Annotated in this window: 14 protein-coding genes; 11 read left to right on the top strand and 3 right to left on the bottom strand. The window is 40.4% G+C overall.

Annotated elements, in window-relative coordinates; translation table 11 throughout:
- Positions 1–14 precede the first annotated feature (14 nt).
- Complete coding sequence (alaS, locus tag QM923_RS04005; protein WP_414290962.1) at positions 15–2,633, top strand: alanine--tRNA ligase; 2,619 nt, start codon at positions 15–17, stop codon at positions 2,631–2,633.
- 234 nt (positions 2,634–2,867) lie between these two features.
- On the opposite strand, the gene gdhA is transcribed toward alaS, so the two are convergent.
- The gene (gdhA, locus tag QM923_RS04000; RefSeq protein WP_414290961.1) at positions 2,868–4,214 is read right to left on the bottom strand and encodes an NADP-specific glutamate dehydrogenase; all 1,347 of its coding nucleotides are present in this window, start codon (positions 4,212–4,214) and stop codon (positions 2,868–2,870) included.
- Positions 4,215–4,443: 229 nt separating this feature from the next.
- Between gdhA and QM923_RS03995 the strand changes: the two genes are divergently transcribed.
- The 6 genes from QM923_RS03995 (at position 4,444) to QM923_RS03970 (ending at position 9,530) form a co-directional block, all read left to right on the top strand.
- Positions 4,444–5,379, top strand: coding sequence for a dihydroorotate oxidase (locus tag QM923_RS03995; protein ID WP_414290960.1), 936 nt, complete (start codon positions 4,444–4,446; stop codon positions 5,377–5,379).
- Between the two features lie 32 nt (positions 5,380–5,411).
- Positions 5,412–6,449: a DNA polymerase III subunit delta gene (holA, locus tag QM923_RS03990; protein WP_414290959.1), complete on the top strand. Its 1,038-nt coding sequence runs from the start codon at positions 5,412–5,414 to the stop codon at positions 6,447–6,449.
- A gap of 69 nt (positions 6,450–6,518) precedes the next feature.
- Positions 6,519–7,124, top strand: coding sequence for a superoxide dismutase SodA (gene sodA / locus QM923_RS03985; protein WP_006150800.1), 606 nt, complete (start codon positions 6,519–6,521; stop codon positions 7,122–7,124).
- A 156-nt stretch (positions 7,125–7,280) separates the two neighbouring features.
- Complete coding sequence (locus QM923_RS03980; RefSeq protein WP_414290958.1) at positions 7,281–8,189, top strand: LysR family transcriptional regulator; 909 nt, start codon at positions 7,281–7,283, stop codon at positions 8,187–8,189.
- The gene (gene lspA / locus QM923_RS03975) at positions 8,186–8,647 is read left to right on the top strand and encodes a signal peptidase II (protein WP_414290957.1); all 462 of its coding nucleotides are present in this window, start codon (positions 8,186–8,188) and stop codon (positions 8,645–8,647) included. The genes QM923_RS03980 and lspA overlap by 4 nt, the downstream gene beginning before the upstream one ends.
- Complete coding sequence (locus QM923_RS03970) at positions 8,637–9,530, top strand: RluA family pseudouridine synthase (protein WP_414290956.1); 894 nt, start codon at positions 8,637–8,639, stop codon at positions 9,528–9,530. The genes lspA and QM923_RS03970 overlap by 11 nt, the downstream gene beginning before the upstream one ends.
- Positions 9,531–9,553: 23 nt before the next feature.
- Here the strand turns inward: QM923_RS03970 and ffh are convergent, their stop codons facing one another.
- Both ffh and QM923_RS03960 read right to left on the bottom strand, forming a co-directional pair.
- The gene (gene ffh, locus QM923_RS03965; protein WP_254724296.1) at positions 9,554–11,119 is read right to left on the bottom strand and encodes a signal recognition particle protein; all 1,566 of its coding nucleotides are present in this window, start codon (positions 11,117–11,119) and stop codon (positions 9,554–9,556) included.
- An 11-nt stretch (positions 11,120–11,130) separates the two neighbouring features.
- Positions 11,131–11,463: a putative DNA-binding protein gene (locus QM923_RS03960; protein WP_004252600.1), complete on the bottom strand. Its 333-nt coding sequence runs from the start codon at positions 11,461–11,463 to the stop codon at positions 11,131–11,133.
- A gap of 153 nt (positions 11,464–11,616) precedes the next feature.
- Here QM923_RS03960 and rnc point away from each other — a divergent pair, with 153 nt between their 5' ends.
- The 4 genes from rnc (at position 11,617) to QM923_RS03940 (ending at position 17,352) form a co-directional block, all read left to right on the top strand.
- On the top strand, positions 11,617–12,315 hold the full coding sequence (gene rnc, locus QM923_RS03955; protein ID WP_004252602.1) for a ribonuclease III: 699 nt from the start codon (positions 11,617–11,619) through the stop codon (positions 12,313–12,315).
- Positions 12,306–15,845, top strand: a complete 3,540-nt coding sequence (gene smc / locus QM923_RS03950; protein WP_414290955.1) for a chromosome segregation protein SMC — start codon at positions 12,306–12,308, stop codon at positions 15,843–15,845. Before rnc ends, smc begins: the two co-directional genes overlap by 10 nt.
- An 89-nt stretch (positions 15,846–15,934) precedes the next feature.
- Positions 15,935–16,594 carry a trimeric intracellular cation channel family protein gene (locus QM923_RS03945; RefSeq protein ID WP_006148259.1) on the top strand — a complete coding sequence of 220 codons (660 nt, stop codon included), beginning with the start codon at positions 15,935–15,937 and terminating at the stop codon, positions 16,592–16,594.
- Between the two features lie 179 nt (positions 16,595–16,773).
- The gene (locus QM923_RS03940; RefSeq protein WP_414291049.1) at positions 16,774–17,352 is read left to right on the top strand and encodes an HD domain-containing protein; all 579 of its coding nucleotides are present in this window, start codon (positions 16,774–16,776) and stop codon (positions 17,350–17,352) included.
- Positions 17,353–17,412 lie beyond the last annotated feature (60 nt).

Below are 17,412 nucleotides of genomic sequence, written 5' to 3'. Positions count from 1 at the left end.
AAAAGGAGATATAAATGAAACAATTGTCTAGTGCACAAGTCCGCCAAATGTGGCTTGATTTCTGGGCGACCAAAGGTCACTCAGTAGAACCATCAGTAAGTTTGGTTCCAGTAAACGATCCAACCCTTTTGTGGATTAACTCAGGGGTTGCCACTCTTAAAAAATACTTTGACGGGACTATCATCCCTGAAAACCCACGGATTACCAATGCGCAAAAGGCTATCCGTACCAACGATATCGAAAACGTAGGGAAGACGGCGCGTCACCATACCATGTTTGAAATGTTGGGAAACTTCTCAATTGGGGATTACTTCCGTGACGAAGCCATTACTTGGGCTTATGAACTTTTGACAAGTCCTGAATGGTTTGACTTCCCTAAAGACAAACTCTACATGACTTACTATCCAGATGACACAGATTCATACAACCGCTGGATTGAAGTGGGCGTGGATCCAAGTCACTTGATTCCAATCGAAGACAACTTCTGGGAAATTGGTGCTGGACCTTCTGGACCAGATACAGAAATCTTCTTTGACCGTGGGGAAGCTTTTGACCCAGAAAATATCGGTATTCGCCTTCTCGCAGAAGATATCGAAAACGACCGTTACATCGAAATCTGGAACATCGTCTTGTCACAATTTAACGCGGACCCAGCGGTTCCTCGTAGCGAGTACAAGGAATTGCCACACAAGAACATTGATACGGGCGCCGGTTTGGAACGTTTGGTAGCGGTGATTCAAGGGGCTAAGACCAACTTTGAAACAGACCTCTTCATGCCAATCATTCGCGAAGTGGAGAAGTTGTCTGGTAAGGTTTATGACCAAGATGGCGACAATATGAGTTTCAAGGTTATTGCTGACCACATCCGTTCGCTTTCATTTGCGATTGGAGATGGTGCCCTTCCTGGAAATGAAGGTCGTGGTTATGTCCTTCGTCGTTTGCTCCGTCGTGCCTCTATGCATGGTCAAAAATTGGGTATCAATGAGCCTTTCCTTTACAAACTGGTTCCAACTGTTGGAAAAATCATGGAAAGCTACTACCCAGAAGTGCTTGAAAAACGTGACTTTATCGAAAAAATTGTCAAGAGCGAGGAAGAGTCATTTGCCCGCACTCTTCACTCAGGTCAACACTTTGCAGAAACTATCGTAGCAGACTTGAAAGAAAAAGGTCAAACTGTCATCGCTGGTCAAGATGTCTTCAAACTCTATGATACTTACGGATTCCCAGTGGAATTGACAGAAGAAATCGCTGAAGAAGCAGGAATGACTGTAGACCGTGAAGGTTTCGAAGCAGCCATGAAGGAACAACAAGAACGTGCGCGTGCATCTGCTGTCAAAGGCGGATCTATGGGGATGCAAAATGAAACCCTTCAAAACATTACTGTAGAGAGTGTCTTCAACTACAATGCTAGCCAATTGCCTTCTAAATTGGTGGCTATCGTAGCGGATAATGCAGAAGTAGAAACTGTAGCAGAAGGAACTGCATCACTGATCTTTGCAGAAACTCCATTCTACGCTGAAATGGGGGGACAAGTTGCGGACCATGGTCAAATCTTGGATGCTGCAGGTAACGTCGTAGCGACTGTAACGGATGTTCAAAAAGCACCAAATGGTCAACCACTCCATACTGTTGATGTTCTTGCACCACTTGCTTTGAACCAAGAATACACCTTGGCCATCGATAGCAATCGTCGTCACCGTGTCATGAAGAACCACACGGCGACTCACTTGCTCCATGCGGCTCTTCACAATATCCTTGGACATCATGCTACTCAAGCAGGTTCACTCAACGAAGTAGAATTCCTTCGCTTTGACTTCACCCACTTCCAAGCCGTGAGTCCAGAAGAATTGCGTGCTATTGAGCAACAAGTCAATGAGAAGATCTGGGAAGCCATCGCAGTCAAGACTGTTGAGACAGACATCGACACAGCTAAAGAAATGGGAGCTATGGCCCTCTTTGGTGAGAAATACGGTAAGGAAGTTCGTGTTGTGACCATCGGTGACTACTCAGTGGAACTCTGTGGTGGTACTCACGTTGGCAATACTTCTGAAATCGGTCTCTTCAAGATTGTTAAAGAAGAAGGGATCGGATCAGGAACTCGTCGTATCTTGGCAGTGACTGGTAAGGAAGCCTTTGAAGCTTATCGTGAACAAGAAGATGCACTAAAAGCAGTCGCAGCAACCTTGAAAGCTCCTCAACTCAAAGAAGTACCTCACAAGGTTGAAGGACTTCAAGAACAACTCCGTCAATTACAAAAAGAAAATGCAGAATTGAAGGAAAAAGCGGCAGCTGCAGCCGCAGGCGATATCTTCAAGAATGTTCAAGAAGCAAATGCCCACCGTTACATTGCTAGTCAAGTTTCTGTATCAGATGCAGGTGCTCTTCGTACTTTTGCAGATAACTGGAAGCAAAAAGACTACTCAGATGTGCTTGTTCTTGTCGCAGCAATCGGTGACAAGGTCAACCTTCTTGTAGCTAGCAAGATAAAAGACATCCACGCAGGTAACTTGGTCAAAGAATTAGCTCCAATCGTTGATGGACGTGGCGGTGGTAAACCAGACATGGCCATGGCAGGAGGAAGCAATCAATCTAAGATCCAAGAATTGTTGGATGCCGTAGCAGGTAAATTGTAAGCACTTAGAGGCTGGGACAAAAGTCCTAGCCTCTCATTTGTCTTTGGATTGTCGAGTAAGATGCAGTGGTTGAGTGGGCTCTACTACGCTGATTTCATTAGTTTTTACAGCCCTACTCAACTGTGCGGAGGTGGGACGACGAAATCGAATTCTAACGAATTACCGATTTCTGTCCCACTCTCTTTTTGCATTAGAAAAACTCCCCACGAATAGTGAGGAGTTCATTTTTTAGAATTAAACAATCCCTTGGGCAATCATCGCATTTGCGACATTTTCAAAGGCTGCAATGTTTGCACCTGCAAGGTAGTCAGTACCAAGACCGTAAGTTTCTGCAGTTGTTTTAGCAGTGTTGAAGATGTTAGTCATAATATCTTTCAAGCGTCCGTCAACTTCTTCACGTGTCCATGAAAGACGAAGACTATTTTGGCTCATCTCAAGAGCTGATACAGCTACACCACCAGCATTAGCAGCTTTAGCAGGTCCGTAAAGGATTCCATTTTCTTTGTAGACTTTGATAGCTTCAAGGTCGCTAGGCATGTTAGCACCTTCAGAGACACAGATAACGCCTTGAGCAACCAAGCGTTTCGCAGCTTCACCGTTGATCTCGTTTTGAGTCGCACATGGAAGAGCGATATCGTAGTTACCAGTGTAAGTCCATACAGAACCTTCATAGTAAGTAGCAGTAGGTTTTTCTGCAGCGTACTCAGTTAAACGAGCACGACGGTTGTTTTTAACATCTGACAAAAGGTCGAAGTCGATACCATTTTCATCAATGACATAACCATTTGAGTCAGATACAGAAATAACTGTAGCACCAAGTTCAGTTGCTTTTTGAAGGGCAAACTGAGCAACGTTACCAGAACCAGAAATAACCACTTTCTTACCTGCAAAACTGTTTCCGTTTGCTTTGAGCATTTCTTCAGTGTAGTAAACCAAACCGTAACCAGTTGCTTCTGGACGAATCAGGCTACCACCAAATCCCAGAGGTTTACCAGTCAAGACACCAGCATCAAATTGGTTGAGGCGTTTGTATTGTCCGTAAAGGTAACCAATTTCACGTCCACCGACACCGATATCACCAGCAGGTACGTCAAGAGATGGTCCGATGTATTTTTGCAATTCAGTCATGAAGCTTTGGCAGAAGCGCATCACTTCAGCATCAGTTTTGCCTTTAGGATCGAAGTCGGATCCACCTTTACCTCCACCGATTGGAAGTCCAGTCAAAACGTTTTTAAAGATTTGTTCGAAGCCGAGGAATTTCAAGATCCCTTGGTTTACAGTTGGGTGGAAACGAAGTCCGCCTTTATATGGTCCAACAGCAGAGTTAAATTGAACACGGTAACCACGGTTAACTTGAACTTTTCCTTCACGGTCAACCCAAGGAACACGGAAAGAAATTACGCGCTCAGGTTCAGTGATACGTGCCAAGATGTTTTCTTCAATATACTCAGGGTGTTTTTCAAAAACAGGTTCCAAAGTACTGAAGAATTCTTCAACCGCCTGGAGAAATTCAGCCTCATGCCCGTTACGAGCTTTTACAGTTTCAAACACGCTTTGGATATATTCTTTAGCAGATGTCATATCGTTCTCCTTTTTTTGTTGTCATATTTTATTACATGAGACATTATAGCAGAAAAAATTTTCAGTGTAAAGAAAAAAACATAAATTTTCTAAAAATTCTTTCAATTTGAATAAGCTAGTTTTATTAGTTGAATTAGAAACCTTTTTATAGGGTTAGTTTTATTAAAAGGCTCCTTGCCAAAGTATGGTATAATAATAAAGAAATAATGGATTTTGGAGGAATAGAATCATGGTATCAACGAAAACGCAGATTGCTGGTTTTGAGTTTGATAATTGCTTGATGAATGCAGCAGGTGTTGCTTGTATGACAATTGAGGAATTGGAAGGTGTCAAAAATTCAGCAGCAGGAACCTTTGTCACTAAGACTGCAACCTTGGAATTTCGTCAGGGAAATCCTGAACCACGCTATCAAGATGTTCCACTTGGTTCTATTAACTCTATGGGGCTACCAAATAATGGTTTAGACTATTATTTGAACTACCTTTTGGAAATGCAAGAAAAGGAACCAAATCGTACCTTCTTCCTATCTTTAGTTGGAATGTCTCCTGAAGAAACACATACCATCTTAAAAAAGGTGCAAGAAAGTGATTTCCGTGGTTTAACCGAACTCAATCTCTCATGCCCAAATGTTCCAGGTAAGCCTCAGATTGCCTATGATTTTGAAACAACAGATCGTATCTTGTCAGAAGTTTTTGATTATTTTACAAAACCTCTTGGAATTAAGCTTCCACCTTATTTTGATATTGTACATTTTGACCAAGCAGCAGCTATTTTTAATAAATACCCACTCAAATTCGTCAACTGTGTCAACTCTATTGGAAATGGACTTTATATAGAAGACGAGTCTGTCGTGATTCGTCCTAAGAACGGTTTTGGTGGAATTGGTGGAGAATACATTAAACCAACTGCTCTTGCCAATGTCCATGCCTTTTATCAACGCTTAAATCCTCAAATTCATATCATCGGAACTGGTGGAGTGCTTACAGGGCGTGATGCCTTTGAACATATCCTATGTGGTGCCAGCATGGTACAAGTAGGAACTACTCTTCATAAAGAAGGTGTAGGTGCTTTTGAGCGTATTACAAAGGAACTCAAAGAAATTATGTCGGAAAAAGGATACCAAAGCCTAGAGGATTTCCGCGGAAAATTGAATTATATGGATTAAACAGAAGCTAAATTAAAAAGAAAGGAGAATAAATGCTAGCCATAGAAGAAAGTCGAAAGCTATCCTTAGCGAACCTTCCTAGTTTGACCCTGTTTACAGGGGCTGATCAAGGACAGTACGACATCATGAAAACTCAGGTTCTAAAGCAAATCGGATACGATCCTGCAGATTTGAATTTTGCTTATTTTGACATGAAAGAAGTAGACTACAAAAGCTTGGAACTTGAGTTGGTCAGTCTTCCTTTCTTTGCGGATGAAAAAATTGTGATTCTAGATCATTTTCTCGATATTACAACTGCTAAAAAACGCTATCTAACTGATGATGAGCTAAAGGCCTTTGAAGACTATCTGGAAAATCCTGTACCCTCAAGTAAATTAGTAATCTTTGCTGAAGGCAAGTTAGATAGCAAGAGACGTTTGGTCAAATTACTTAAGCGTGATGCGACAGTATTTGAGGCTCTTGAACCTAAAGAGCAAGAGTTGCGAGCCTATTTTCAAAAGTGGGCTCAGGAACAGGGACTTACTTTTGATGGAAATTCCTTTGAACAGTTGCTTATCAAATCTAGTTTTCAATTCAGTGAAATTCAGAAAAACTTGCTCTTCTTACAGTCTTATAAGGATAGTGGTCTGATAACAGAAGAAGATATTGTTGAAGCCATTCCAAAGACTTTGCAGGATAATATTTTTGATTTGACCCAATTAATATTAACTAAGAAAATTGATCAGGCACGAGATTTAGTTAAAGATTTGACCTTACAGGGTGAAGATGAGATTAAACTGATTGCCATTATGCTGGGGCAGTTTAGACTCTATACACAGGTAAAAATATTGCAAGAGTCTGGTCAGACAGAATCACAGATGGTTAGCAGTTTGGGTCATTATCTTGGTCGCAATCCGAATCCCTATCAAATCAAATTTGCTCTTCGTGACACGCGAGGATTGTCCCTGAATTTCCTACAAGATTCTATTCGTTATCTCATCCAGGCAGATTATCAAATTAAGACTGGTGTTTACGAAAAAGGGTACTTGTTTGAGAAAGCTTTATTGCAGATTGCGAGCCAGTCAAACTGAGCAAATAACTTGAAAAAAAAGGTTGTTTGCGTTATCATTTTTATATAAAAAGAAAAAGAGGTATTACAGATGGCTATTATCTTACCAGATCTTCCATACGCTTACGATGCATTGGAACCATACATCGATGCTGAAACTATGCACTTGCACCATGACAAACATCACCAAACATATGTCAACAACGCAAACGCAGCTCTTGAAAAACACCCTGAAATCGGTGAAGACCTTGAAGCTTTGCTTGCAGATGTTGAATCTATCCCTGCAGATATTCGTCAAGCTCTTATCAATAATGGTGGTGGCCACTTGAACCATGCTCTTTTCTGGGAATTGATGACTCCTGAAAAAACAGCTCCTTCAGCAGAACTTGCAGCAGCAATCGATGAAACTTTCGGTTCATTCGAAGAATTCCAAGCAGCATTCACTGCAGCAGCAACAACTCGTTTCGGTTCTGGATGGGCATGGTTGGTTGTTAACAAAGAAGGTAAACTTGAAGTGACTTCAACAGCAAACCAAGATACACCAATCTCAGAAGGTAAAAAACCAATCTTGGGCTTGGACGTTTGGGAACATGCCTACTACGTGAAATACCGCAACGTTCGTCCTGACTACATCAAAGCTTTCTTCTCAGTTATCAACTGGAACAAAGTAGACGAGCTTTACGCAGCAGCTAAATAATCGCATTTGATAACACCCCTTTTTAGTTGGATTTTGGGTCTAGCTTTAAAGGTGTTTTTTTGTTTCCTTTTTTAGAAGTAACTGTCTCATGATTTTCCTTTGTTGGATAGGCTTTATTTATGGTATAATGATAAGATAGAAAACGAAGGAGAAATCATGAATATTCAACAATTACGCTACGTTGTTGCTATTGCAAATAGTGGTACTTTTCGTGAAGCGGCTGAGAAAATGTACGTTAGCCAACCCAGTTTATCTATTTCTGTAAGAGATCTGGAGAAAGAGCTAGGATTCAAGATTTTCCGCAGAACCAGTTCGGGTACCTTTCTTACTCGCCGTGGAATGGAATTTTATGAAAAGGCACAAGAGTTAGTTAAAGGATTTGATATTTTCCAGAACCAGTATGCCAATCCTGAAGAGGAAAAGGATGAGTTTTCAATAGCCAGCCAGCACTATGATTTCTTGCCACCTACTATCACAACTTTTTCTCAAAGGTATCCAGACTATAAAAATTTCCGTATTTTTGAATCTACAACTGTTCAGATTTTGGATGAAGTAGCCCAAGGTCATAGTGAGATTGGGATTATTTACCTCAACAATCAAAACCAAAAGGGTATCATGCAACGGGTTGAAAAGTTAGGCCTTGAAGTGACTGAGTTGATTCCTTTCCAGACGCATATCTATCTGCGTGAAGGACATCCTTTAGCTAAGAAAAAAGAGTTGGTCATGGAAGATTTAGTTGATTTACCAACAGTTCGATTCACGCAAGAAAAGGATGAATATCTCTATTACTCAGAAAACTTTGTGGATACAAGTGCCAGCTCTCAGATGTTTAACGTAACAGACCGCGCTACTTTAAATGGAATTCTTGAAAGAACTAATGCTTATGCGACTGGTTCTGGATTCTTAGATAGTGATAGCGTTAATGGGATCACCGTTATTCCACTAAATGATAATCTCAATAATCGCATGGTTTATGTGAAACGTGAGGAAGTAGACTTGAGCCAAGCAGGGACTTTATTTGTAGAGGTCATGCAAGAGTATTTTGATCAGAAGAGGAAAGCATGAAAAAAAGAGGAATAGTAGCAGGGATTATAGCGGCCTTGATTGTATTAGATCAATTGGTAAAGTCTTATGTCGTTCAGAATATTGCTCTTGGTGAAATCAAATCATGGATCCCAAATCTAGTTAGTTTAACCTATCTGCAAAATAGAGGAGCAGCCTTTTCTATGCTTCAAGATCAACAGTGGTTTTTTGCAGTTATAACACTAGTAGTTATGGTGGGAGCTATTTGGTATTTGCATAAGCATATAGAGGATTCCCTCTGGACAGTCTTTGGATTGATTCTGATTATTGCAGGTGGTTTGGGAAACTTCATTGATCGCATTAGCCAAGGATTTGTCGTGGATATGTTCCACTTAGACTTTATCAATTTTGCCATATTCAATGTAGCTGATAGTTATTTGACAGTCGGTGTTATCGTACTGATGATTGCAATGCTAAAAGAGGAAATGAATGGAAATTAAAATTGAAAGAGGTGGGGTACGTTTAGATAAGGCTTTGTCAGATTTGACAGAATTGTCTCGTAGTCTCGCCAATGAACAAATCAAGTCTGGTCAAGTCTTGGTCAACGGCCAGGTTAAGAAAGCCAAGTATACGGTCCAAGAGGGGGATGTCGTTACTTATCAGATGCCAGAACCAGAGGTTTTGGAGTATGTAGCTGAAGATATTCCTTTAGAAATTATTTATCAAGATGAGGATGTAGCAGTGGTCAACAAACCTCAAGGGATGGTTGTTCATCCAAGTGCTGGTCATACCAGTGGTACCTTGGTGAATGCTCTTATGTATCATATCAAAGACTTATCAGGAATCAATGGTGTGCTGCGTCCAGGAATTGTCCATCGTATCGATAAGGACACATCTGGGCTTCTCATGATTGCTAAAAATGATGAAGCTCACATGGCGCTGGCTCAAGAATTGAAAGACAAGAAATCTCTTCGAAAATATTGGGCTATTGTTCATGGTAATCTTCCCAATGATCGAGGTGTCATTGAGGCGCCGATTGGTCGTAGCGAAAAAGACCGCAAGAAACAAGCTGTGACTGCTAAAGGAAAACCAGCAGTGACACGTTTCCAAGTATTGGAACGCTTTGGTGACTATTCTTTATTAGAGTTGCAACTGGAAACAGGCCGAACTCATCAAATCCGTGTGCACATGGCTTATATCGGTCATCCTGTCGCTGGTGATGAGGTATACGGTCCTCGTAAAAGCCTAAAGGGACATGGGCAATTTCTCCATGCCAAGACGCTAGGATTTACCCATCCAAGAACTGGTGAAGCGCTGGAATTTACTTCAAATATTCCAACTATCTTTAAAGAGACTTTGGAGAAACTTAGAAAAGAACAATAAAAAAGGACTCAAGCGAGTCCCTTTTATTTGCGTTTTTTCTTAGCTTTTTTCATTTTGTTGGCCATGCGTTTCATGGATTGTTTCATGGCAAATTCACCGATTTTACCTTTGAGACCTCCACCAAACATCTGGCTCATATCGGGCATTCCAGCTCCTCCGAGAGCAGACATATCCGGCATGCCACCTTGTCCCATCATACCTTCAAGGGCTGACATATCCATGCCACCAGGCATGTTTTTAGGAAGGTTGTTAGGGTTAATACCCATTTGCTTCATCATCTTGTTCATATCACCAGACATAACACCTTGCATGAGTTGTTTAGCTTGGTTAAAGTCTTTGATGAACTTGTTGACATCGATAAAGGTATTACCAGAACCAGCAGCGATACGACGACGACGGCTTGGAGTAAGCAAATCTGGATTTTCACGCTCTTCAGGAGTCATAGATGAGACGATGGCACGTTTGCGAGCAATCTGTTTTTCATCCACCTTCATATTTTGAAGGGCAGGATTGTTGGCCATACCAGGAATCATCTTGAGCAAATCTTCCATTGGACCCATATTTTGCACCTGATCCAACTGATCGATGAAATCGTTGAAATCAAAAGTGTTTTCCCGCATCTTTTCAGCCATTTCAAGGGCTTTTTGCTCATCGTATTCTTGGGAAGCTTTCTCAATCAGAGTCAGCATATCTCCCATACCGAGAATACGGCTGGCCATACGGTCAGGGTGGAAGGTTTCAATGTCAGTAATCTTTTCACCAGTACCAGTGAATTTGATTGGTTTTCCTGTGATATGACGAACAGAAAGGGCAGCACCACCACGAGTATCTCCATCAATCTTGGTAAGGATGACACCAGTAACTTCTAATTGAGCGTTAAATTCTCGCGCAACGTTAGCAGCTTCTTGACCAATCATGGCATCGATGACGAGAAGAATTTCATTTGGTTGAGCAAGAGCTTTAACATCACGAAGCTCATTCATGAGAAGCTCATCGATTTGTAAACGACCGGCTGTATCAATCAAGACATAGTCGTTATGGTTGGCTTTGGCTTGCTCCAAACCTTGGCGAACAATCTCAACTGCAGGAACTTCAGTTCCAAGAGCAAATACAGGCACATCAATTTGTTGTCCTAGTGTTTTAAGCTGGTCAATAGCTGCAGGACGATAGATGTCGGCCGCAATCATCAGAGGACGAGCATCCTCTTCCTTTTTGAGTTTGTTAGCGAGCTTTCCAGCAAAGGTTGTTTTACCAGCACCCTGCAAACCGACCATCATGATGATTGTAGGAATCTTAGGAGACTTGATAATCTCAGCTGTATCAGAACCAAGAACTTCCGTCAACTCTTCATTGACAATCTTGATGATTTGTTGAGCTGGATTGAGGGTATCAATGACTTCATGCCCGACCGCACGTTCACGAATTTTTTTGATAAAATCTTTAACTACAGGCAAAGCAACGTCGGCTTCTAAAAGAGCCAGACGAATTTCCTTGGTTGCTTCTTGGATATCGCTCTCGGTAATTTTCCCTTTTTTACGTAGGTTTTTAAAAACGTTCTGCAAACGTTCTGTTAAATTTTCAAATGCCATATTTATTCCTCTTATTCTCTATTGTCAATACTTGTTAAAATCTCAACTTGCTCTTGGAGAAAAGCATCTTCTGGATAGCGCTCAATGATCTGATCAAAAATCTGACTGCGGACAATGTAATCAGAGTACATATGAAGCTTCATCTCATAATCTTCCAGTATCTTTTCTGTGCGTTTGATATTATCATAAACAGCCTGACGACTAACACCAAATTCTTCAGCAATTTCAGCTAAACTATAGTCATCTGCATAGTAGAGCTCGATATAGTTCATCTGCTTATCAGTCAAAAGGGCTGCATAAAATTCAAACAGAGCATTCATTCGATTGGTTTTTTCAATTTCCATAAGATTTATTATACCAAAAAATAGCTTGAACTGCTAGTAATGGATTGATTTTAAACACAAGTCAGAAAAAGGACTTTTAACGGTTATTTTCTGACTAAGAAACCTTTTTTTGGTATAATGGAGTGTATTATAATGTTTTAGAAAGAGGTTCTTATGAAAGAATTAGAAACCGTGTTAGAGCAACGTTTTGGGCTTGTTTTTTCAGATAAACAGTTACTTGAAACAGCTTTTACTCACACTAGTTACGCCAATGAGCACCGCCTCTTAAAAATTTCACACAATGAACGCTTGGAATTTTTAGGAGACGCTGTTCTGCAATTATTGATTTCAGAATATCTGTACCAAAAATATCCTAAAAAACCAGAAGGTGACCTGTCTAAACTCCGTGCCATGATTGTACGTGAAGAGAGTTTGGCTGGTTTTGCCCGTGACTGCCAGTTTGACCAGTTTATCAAGCTAGGAAAGGGAGAGGAAAAATCTGGAGGCCGTAATCGAGATACCATCTTGGGAGATGCTTTCGAAGCCTTTTTGGGTGCCCTCCTTTTAGATAAGGATCTACTTACGGTAAAAGAGTTTATCTACCAGGTCATGATACCGAAGGTTGAGGCTGGTGATTTTGAGATGATTAAAGACTACAAGACTCACCTCCAAGAATTACTCCAAGTCAATGGTGATGTTGATATTCGTTATCAGGTCATTTCAGAAATCGGACCTGCCCATGATAAGATGTTCGAGGTTGAAGTCCTTGTAGAGGGTCAAAGTTTAGGTAGGGGTCAAGGACGATCTAAAAAGTTGGCCGAACAGGAGGCCGCTAAAAACGCAGTTGAGGAAGGACTGGATTCATGTATTTAAAAGAAATTGAGATTCAGGGTTTTAAGTCCTTTGCTGATAAAACCAAGGTTGTTTTTGACCAAGGAGTGACAGCAGTTGTAGGACCCAATGGTTCTGGAAAATCTAACATCACAGAAAGTTTACGCTGGGCTCTTGGGGAATCCAGTGTCAAAAGTCTTCGTGGTGGGAAGATGCCTGATGTTATCTTTGCAGGGACAGAAAGTAGAAAACCATTAAACTATGCTTCTGTAGTTGTTACTCTAGATAATCAGGACGGTTTCATCAAGGATGCAGGACAGGAAATCAAGGTGGAGCGTCATATCTATCGTACTGGGGATAGTGAATACAAGATTGATGGGAAAAAAGTCCGTCTTCGTGATATTCATGATCTTTTCTTAGATACAGGACTTGGGCGCGACTCCTTCTCTATTATTTCTCAAGGGAAGGTCGAAGAAATCTTTAACTCTAAGCCTGAGGAACGCCGTGCTATCTTTGAAGAAGCAGCTGGAGTTTTAAAATATAAAACTCGTCGTAAAGAGACGGAAAGTAAACTGCAACAAACTCAAGATAATTTAGACCGCTTGGAAGACATCATCTATGAGTTAGACAATCAAATCAAGCCCTTAGAAAAGCAAGCAGCAACAGCTCGTAAATTTATGGACTTGGACAGTCAGCGTAAAGGTATCTACTTGGATGTTCTGGTTGCACAAATTCAAGCCAATAAGGCTGAATTGGATCTAACAGAAGAAGAATTAAACCAAGTCCAAGAACTGTTGACTAGTTATTATCAAAAACGCGAGTCACTAGAACTTGAAAATCAATCTCTCAAGAAGCAGAGACAAGATTTACAAGCAGAGATGGCTAAAGATCAAACTAGTTTGATGGATTTGACTGCTCTAATCAGTGATTTAGAACGGAAATTGGCCTTGTCTAAACTGGAGACAGAGCAGGTTGCTCTCAATCAACAAGAGGCTCAAGCTCGTTTAGCTAGTTTGGATGAAAAGAGAAATACTCTTATTCAAGAGAAGGAAGAAAAAGAAGCAAATCTCAGTCAGTTAGAAGAAAATCTAGCTCTCAATACGAAAGAACTCAATCGTTTAGAAGCTGAGTTAGTAGCATTTTCTGATGATCCAGATCAGATGATTGAGCAACTGCGTGAGCGCTTTGTTGCTTTCTTGCAGGAAGAAGCGGATGTGTCTAACCAGCTGACACGGATTGAAAATGATCTTGAAAATAGTCGCCAACAGACTCAAAAGCAAGAAGAACAATTAGCATCCTTGAAGGAACAATTGGCTACTGTCAAGTCTAAGGCTGCTGATCAAGAGCTTGCACTGAAGTCTGCTAAAGAAGAAGTGCAGAACTTACTCGCTGACTATCAAACCAGTGCCAAAGAAGAAGAAGCACAAAAGCAGGCTTATCAAAGCCAGCAAAATCAACTATTTGACCGCTTGGATAGTCTGAAAAACAAGCAGGCCAAGGCGCAAAGTTTGGAAAACATTCTTAAAAACCATAGTAATTTCTATGCGGGTGTTAAGAGTGTTCTACAAGAAAAAAATCGCCTGAGCGGTATTGTCGGAGCGGTCAGTGAACATTTAACTTTTGATGTTCGTTATCAAACAGCTCTTGAAATTGCTCTTGGTGCAAGTAGCCAACATATCATCGTTGAAGATGAAGAGGCAGCTACCAAGGCTATCGATTTTCTTAAGAGAAATCGAGCTGGTCGTGCGACCTTCCTACCTTTGACAACCATCAAGGCTCGTAGCATTTCTGGGCAGAATCAAGATGTGATTGCCTCAAGTCCAGGTTTTCTTGGTATGGCAGATGAACTGGTTACCTTTGATGCTAAGCTTGAAGCTATTTTTAAAAACCTGCTAGCTACCACAGCTATCTTTGATACAGTGGAGCATGCGCGTGATGCGGCTCGTAAGTTACGCTATCAAGTTCGGATGGTAACCTTAGATGGTACTGAACTGCGTACAGGTGGTTCTTATGCTGGTGGTGCCAACCGTCAAAATAACAGTATTTTCATTAAACCTGAATTGGAGCAGTTGCAAAAAGAGATTGCTCAAGAAGAGAAGCTCCTTGGTCAGGAAGAAGAAAATCTGAAGTCAGTTCAAGAAGCCTTGAATGCACTTAGTCAAACTTTGGAGACCATTAAGTCCCAGGGAGAGCAAGCTCGTATTCAGGAACAAGGTTTGTACCTTGCTTATCAACAAACTTGCCAGCAAGTTGAAGAACTCGAAACACTTTTAGAACTTCAGGAAAAAGAATTAAACAATCTCAGAGGTGGAGATTGGCAAACTGAAAAAGAAAAATGCCAAGAACGTCTCTCAATCATCGCAACTGAAAAGCAAAAGCTGGAGTCTGAGATTGAAGAAATCAAGTCCAATAAAAATGCGATTCAAGAACGTTACCAAAACTTGCAGGATAAACTTTCCCAAGAACGTCTGCTCAAAACAGAAATGATAGGGCGAAAACGTTACGAAGTTGCAGATATTGAACGGATTAACAAGGAACTTGAGAACCTTGATATGGAGCAAGATGAAATCGAACGCCTTCTCCAAGAAAAGGTAGACAATCTTGAAAAGGTTGATACGGAACTTTTGGCCAAGCAGGAAGCAGAAGCCAAGAGTCAGAAGGAAGAAATTCAACAAGGACTCATTCGTAAGCAGTTTGAACTGGATGATATTGAAGGTCAATTGGATGATATTGCCAGTCATTTGGATCAAGCTCGTCAGCAAAATGAAGAATGGATTCGTAAGCAAACACGTGCAGAAGCAACAAAAGAGAAGATTACGGACCGCCTTCGCTATCTTCAAGGCCAACTGACTGAAGAATACCAGATTAGTTATACGGAAGCTTTAGAACAAGCCAATTCCTTAGAAGATTTGGCTATCGCTGAACAAGAGGTCAAGGATTTAGAAAAATCCATCCGTTCACTTGGTCCAGTCAATTTGGATGCCATTGAACAGTTTGACGAAGTTCACGAACGCTTGGAATTCTTAAATAGTCAACGTGATGACATTCTTTCTGCCAAAAATCTTCTTCTTGAAACCATTACAGAGATGAACGATGAAGTGAAGGAACGATTTAAATCAACCTTTGAAGCTATTCGTGAATCCTTCAAAGTGACCTTCAAGCAGATGTTTGGTGGTGGTCAAGCAGACCTAATCCTCACCGAGGGAGATTTATTGACTGCAGGTGTTGAAATCTCTGTTCAACCGCCTGGTAAGAAAATCCAATCTCTCAACCTCATGAGTGGTGGAGAGAAGGCCTTGTCAGCTTTAGCTCTGCTTTTCTCAATCATTCGTGTCAAGACCATTCCATTTGTAATCCTTGATGAGGTTGAGGCTGCACTTGACGAGGCTAACGTTAAACGCTTTGGAGATTATCTCAATCGATTTGACAAGGATAGCCAGTTTATCGTCGTTACTCACCGTAAGGGAACTATGGCGGCAGCTGACTCAATCTATGGAGTTACCATGCAGGAATCTGGTGTTTCTAAGATTGTCTCTGTTAAATTAAAAGATTTAGAAAATATGGATGCTTAGTTTGTTTTCAATATAACATTTCAAGCTAGAGCATGTAGAATGACCTTCAAGAAGTCGGAAAGGTTACAAAAATAAATTGAGGAGCTTACATGGATTTTGACCTATTCCTAATGATTTGTAATTATATTGGGACTATAGCCTTTGCGGCGTCAGGAGCCATCAAAGGATTTGGTAAACGTTTAGATATTTTTGGAATTAGTTTATTGGCAATTGTAACGGCAGTAGGTGGAGGTATTTTAAGAGATTCTATTATCAGTCGTTTTCCCTCCGCTCTCGCAGATCCTGGACCGATTTATGTCTCTATTCTAGTAGCTGTTATTATGTATGCCTTTGTGACTTCAAAACAAGCCAATGCTAGTCAAGAAAAAAAATTCTATAAGTGGCTGAGAGAAGCTTATCTTATCTTTGATTCGATTGGCTTAATCATCTTTTCCTTGATTGGGGCTACAGCCTTAGCTGATAGTAAATTGAACTTGATGTCTGCAGGGATTTTGGCCTGTTTAACAGGTGCTGGCGGAGGTATCATCCGAGATCTCTTGATTAATGAAGTCCCAAGTGTTCTAAAAGAGGACATCTATGCCCTTCTATCTTTTGTAATTGGCGTTATTTATTACTGGTTGGCCTTTGTCCTTCACTTTCCAAGAATCACTGCTTTTATCATTCTCTCAATTGTCGGTTTTGTGATTCGACTCTGTATTATTAAGTTTAAGCTCTCTTTGCCAAATATGGATAAAAAGACTTGGAATTGATTGATGGTAGGAAAGCACGATCACTCGATTGATAAATATTTTATGAATTACAAGTTTAATCAAGCGTCTAATCTCATATGGATTAGGCGCTATTTTATTTTTGAAAATACGGGAAATATTTGATGAAATTAATATTTTTTGGTATTATATCTAAAATTTTAAATAAGATAGGAGCTACAATGAGTAATTTAAAGAATTCAGTTGATTTTATTAAAGAAATAGAGAAGTTAAAGTCAGTAACAAGATTTAATAGAACCCTTGATGGAAGATTTGAAAATAGTGCCGAGCATTCTTGGCAAGGTGCTATAGCTGCTATAGTTCTTCAAGATTATTATCCTGAAAAGTTAAAAATGGAAAAAGTTATTTCTATGTTATTGATTCATGATTTAGGTGAGATTTATGCCGGAGATACTTGGGTTTTTGATGATAAAAAAAAGGTTCATTCTCATGATAGAGAGTTAGAATCTATAGAAAAAACAATGAGCCTCCTTCCAGAAGAGAAATATTTGAATATGAAAAATTTGTGGTTGGAATTTGAAAAAGGACAGAGTGCTGAAGCTAGATATGCAAGAGTGATCGATGCATTGCTACCACTGATAAATCACATAGAAGTGTCAGAATTAAATTATAACCCTGATAATATCAGTGCAGACATGGTATTAGAAAAGAAAAAGTTCATAAAAAGTGAATCAGAAGAATTATGGAAGCTGACGGAAGATTTGATTCAGGAAAGTGTGGAGAGGGGCTTATATTTATAATAACAATTGGCCCTACGGATTGATTTCTAGTATACTAAGGCGTGTCAATCCTGCACGTCT

The sequence above is a fragment of the Streptococcus infantis genome, assembly GCF_047463275.1.
GTDB lineage: Bacteria > Bacillota > Bacilli > Lactobacillales > Streptococcaceae > Streptococcus > Streptococcus infantis_AF.
The sequence above is the reverse complement of the archived record's forward strand: the minus strand, read 5'-3'. Positions and strand labels throughout refer to the sequence as shown.

Coding starts and splice junctions, on each gene's coding strand:
- alaS (WP_414290962.1), top strand. CDS start 15: ATGAAACAATTGTCTAGTGCACAAGTCCGCCAAATGTGGCTTGATTTC.
- gdhA (WP_414290961.1), bottom strand. CDS start 4,214: ATGACATCTGCTAAAGAATATATCCAAAGCGTGTTTGAAACTGTAAAA.
- QM923_RS03995 (WP_414290960.1), top strand. CDS start 4,444: ATGGTATCAACGAAAACGCAGATTGCTGGTTTTGAGTTTGATAATTGC.
- holA (WP_414290959.1), top strand. CDS start 5,412: ATGCTAGCCATAGAAGAAAGTCGAAAGCTATCCTTAGCGAACCTTCCT.
- sodA (WP_006150800.1), top strand. CDS start 6,519: ATGGCTATTATCTTACCAGATCTTCCATACGCTTACGATGCATTGGAA.
- QM923_RS03980 (WP_414290958.1), top strand. CDS start 7,281: ATGAATATTCAACAATTACGCTACGTTGTTGCTATTGCAAATAGTGGT.
- lspA (WP_414290957.1), top strand. CDS start 8,186: ATGAAAAAAAGAGGAATAGTAGCAGGGATTATAGCGGCCTTGATTGTA.
- QM923_RS03970 (WP_414290956.1), top strand. CDS start 8,637: ATGGAAATTAAAATTGAAAGAGGTGGGGTACGTTTAGATAAGGCTTTG.
- ffh (WP_254724296.1), bottom strand. CDS start 11,119: ATGGCATTTGAAAATTTAACAGAACGTTTGCAGAACGTTTTTAAAAAC.
- QM923_RS03960 (WP_004252600.1), bottom strand. CDS start 11,463: ATGGAAATTGAAAAAACCAATCGAATGAATGCTCTGTTTGAATTTTAT.
- rnc (WP_004252602.1), top strand. CDS start 11,617: ATGAAAGAATTAGAAACCGTGTTAGAGCAACGTTTTGGGCTTGTTTTT.
- smc (WP_414290955.1), top strand. CDS start 12,306: ATGTATTTAAAAGAAATTGAGATTCAGGGTTTTAAGTCCTTTGCTGAT.
- QM923_RS03945 (WP_006148259.1), top strand. CDS start 15,935: ATGGATTTTGACCTATTCCTAATGATTTGTAATTATATTGGGACTATA.
- QM923_RS03940 (WP_414291049.1), top strand. CDS start 16,774: ATGAGTAATTTAAAGAATTCAGTTGATTTTATTAAAGAAATAGAGAAG.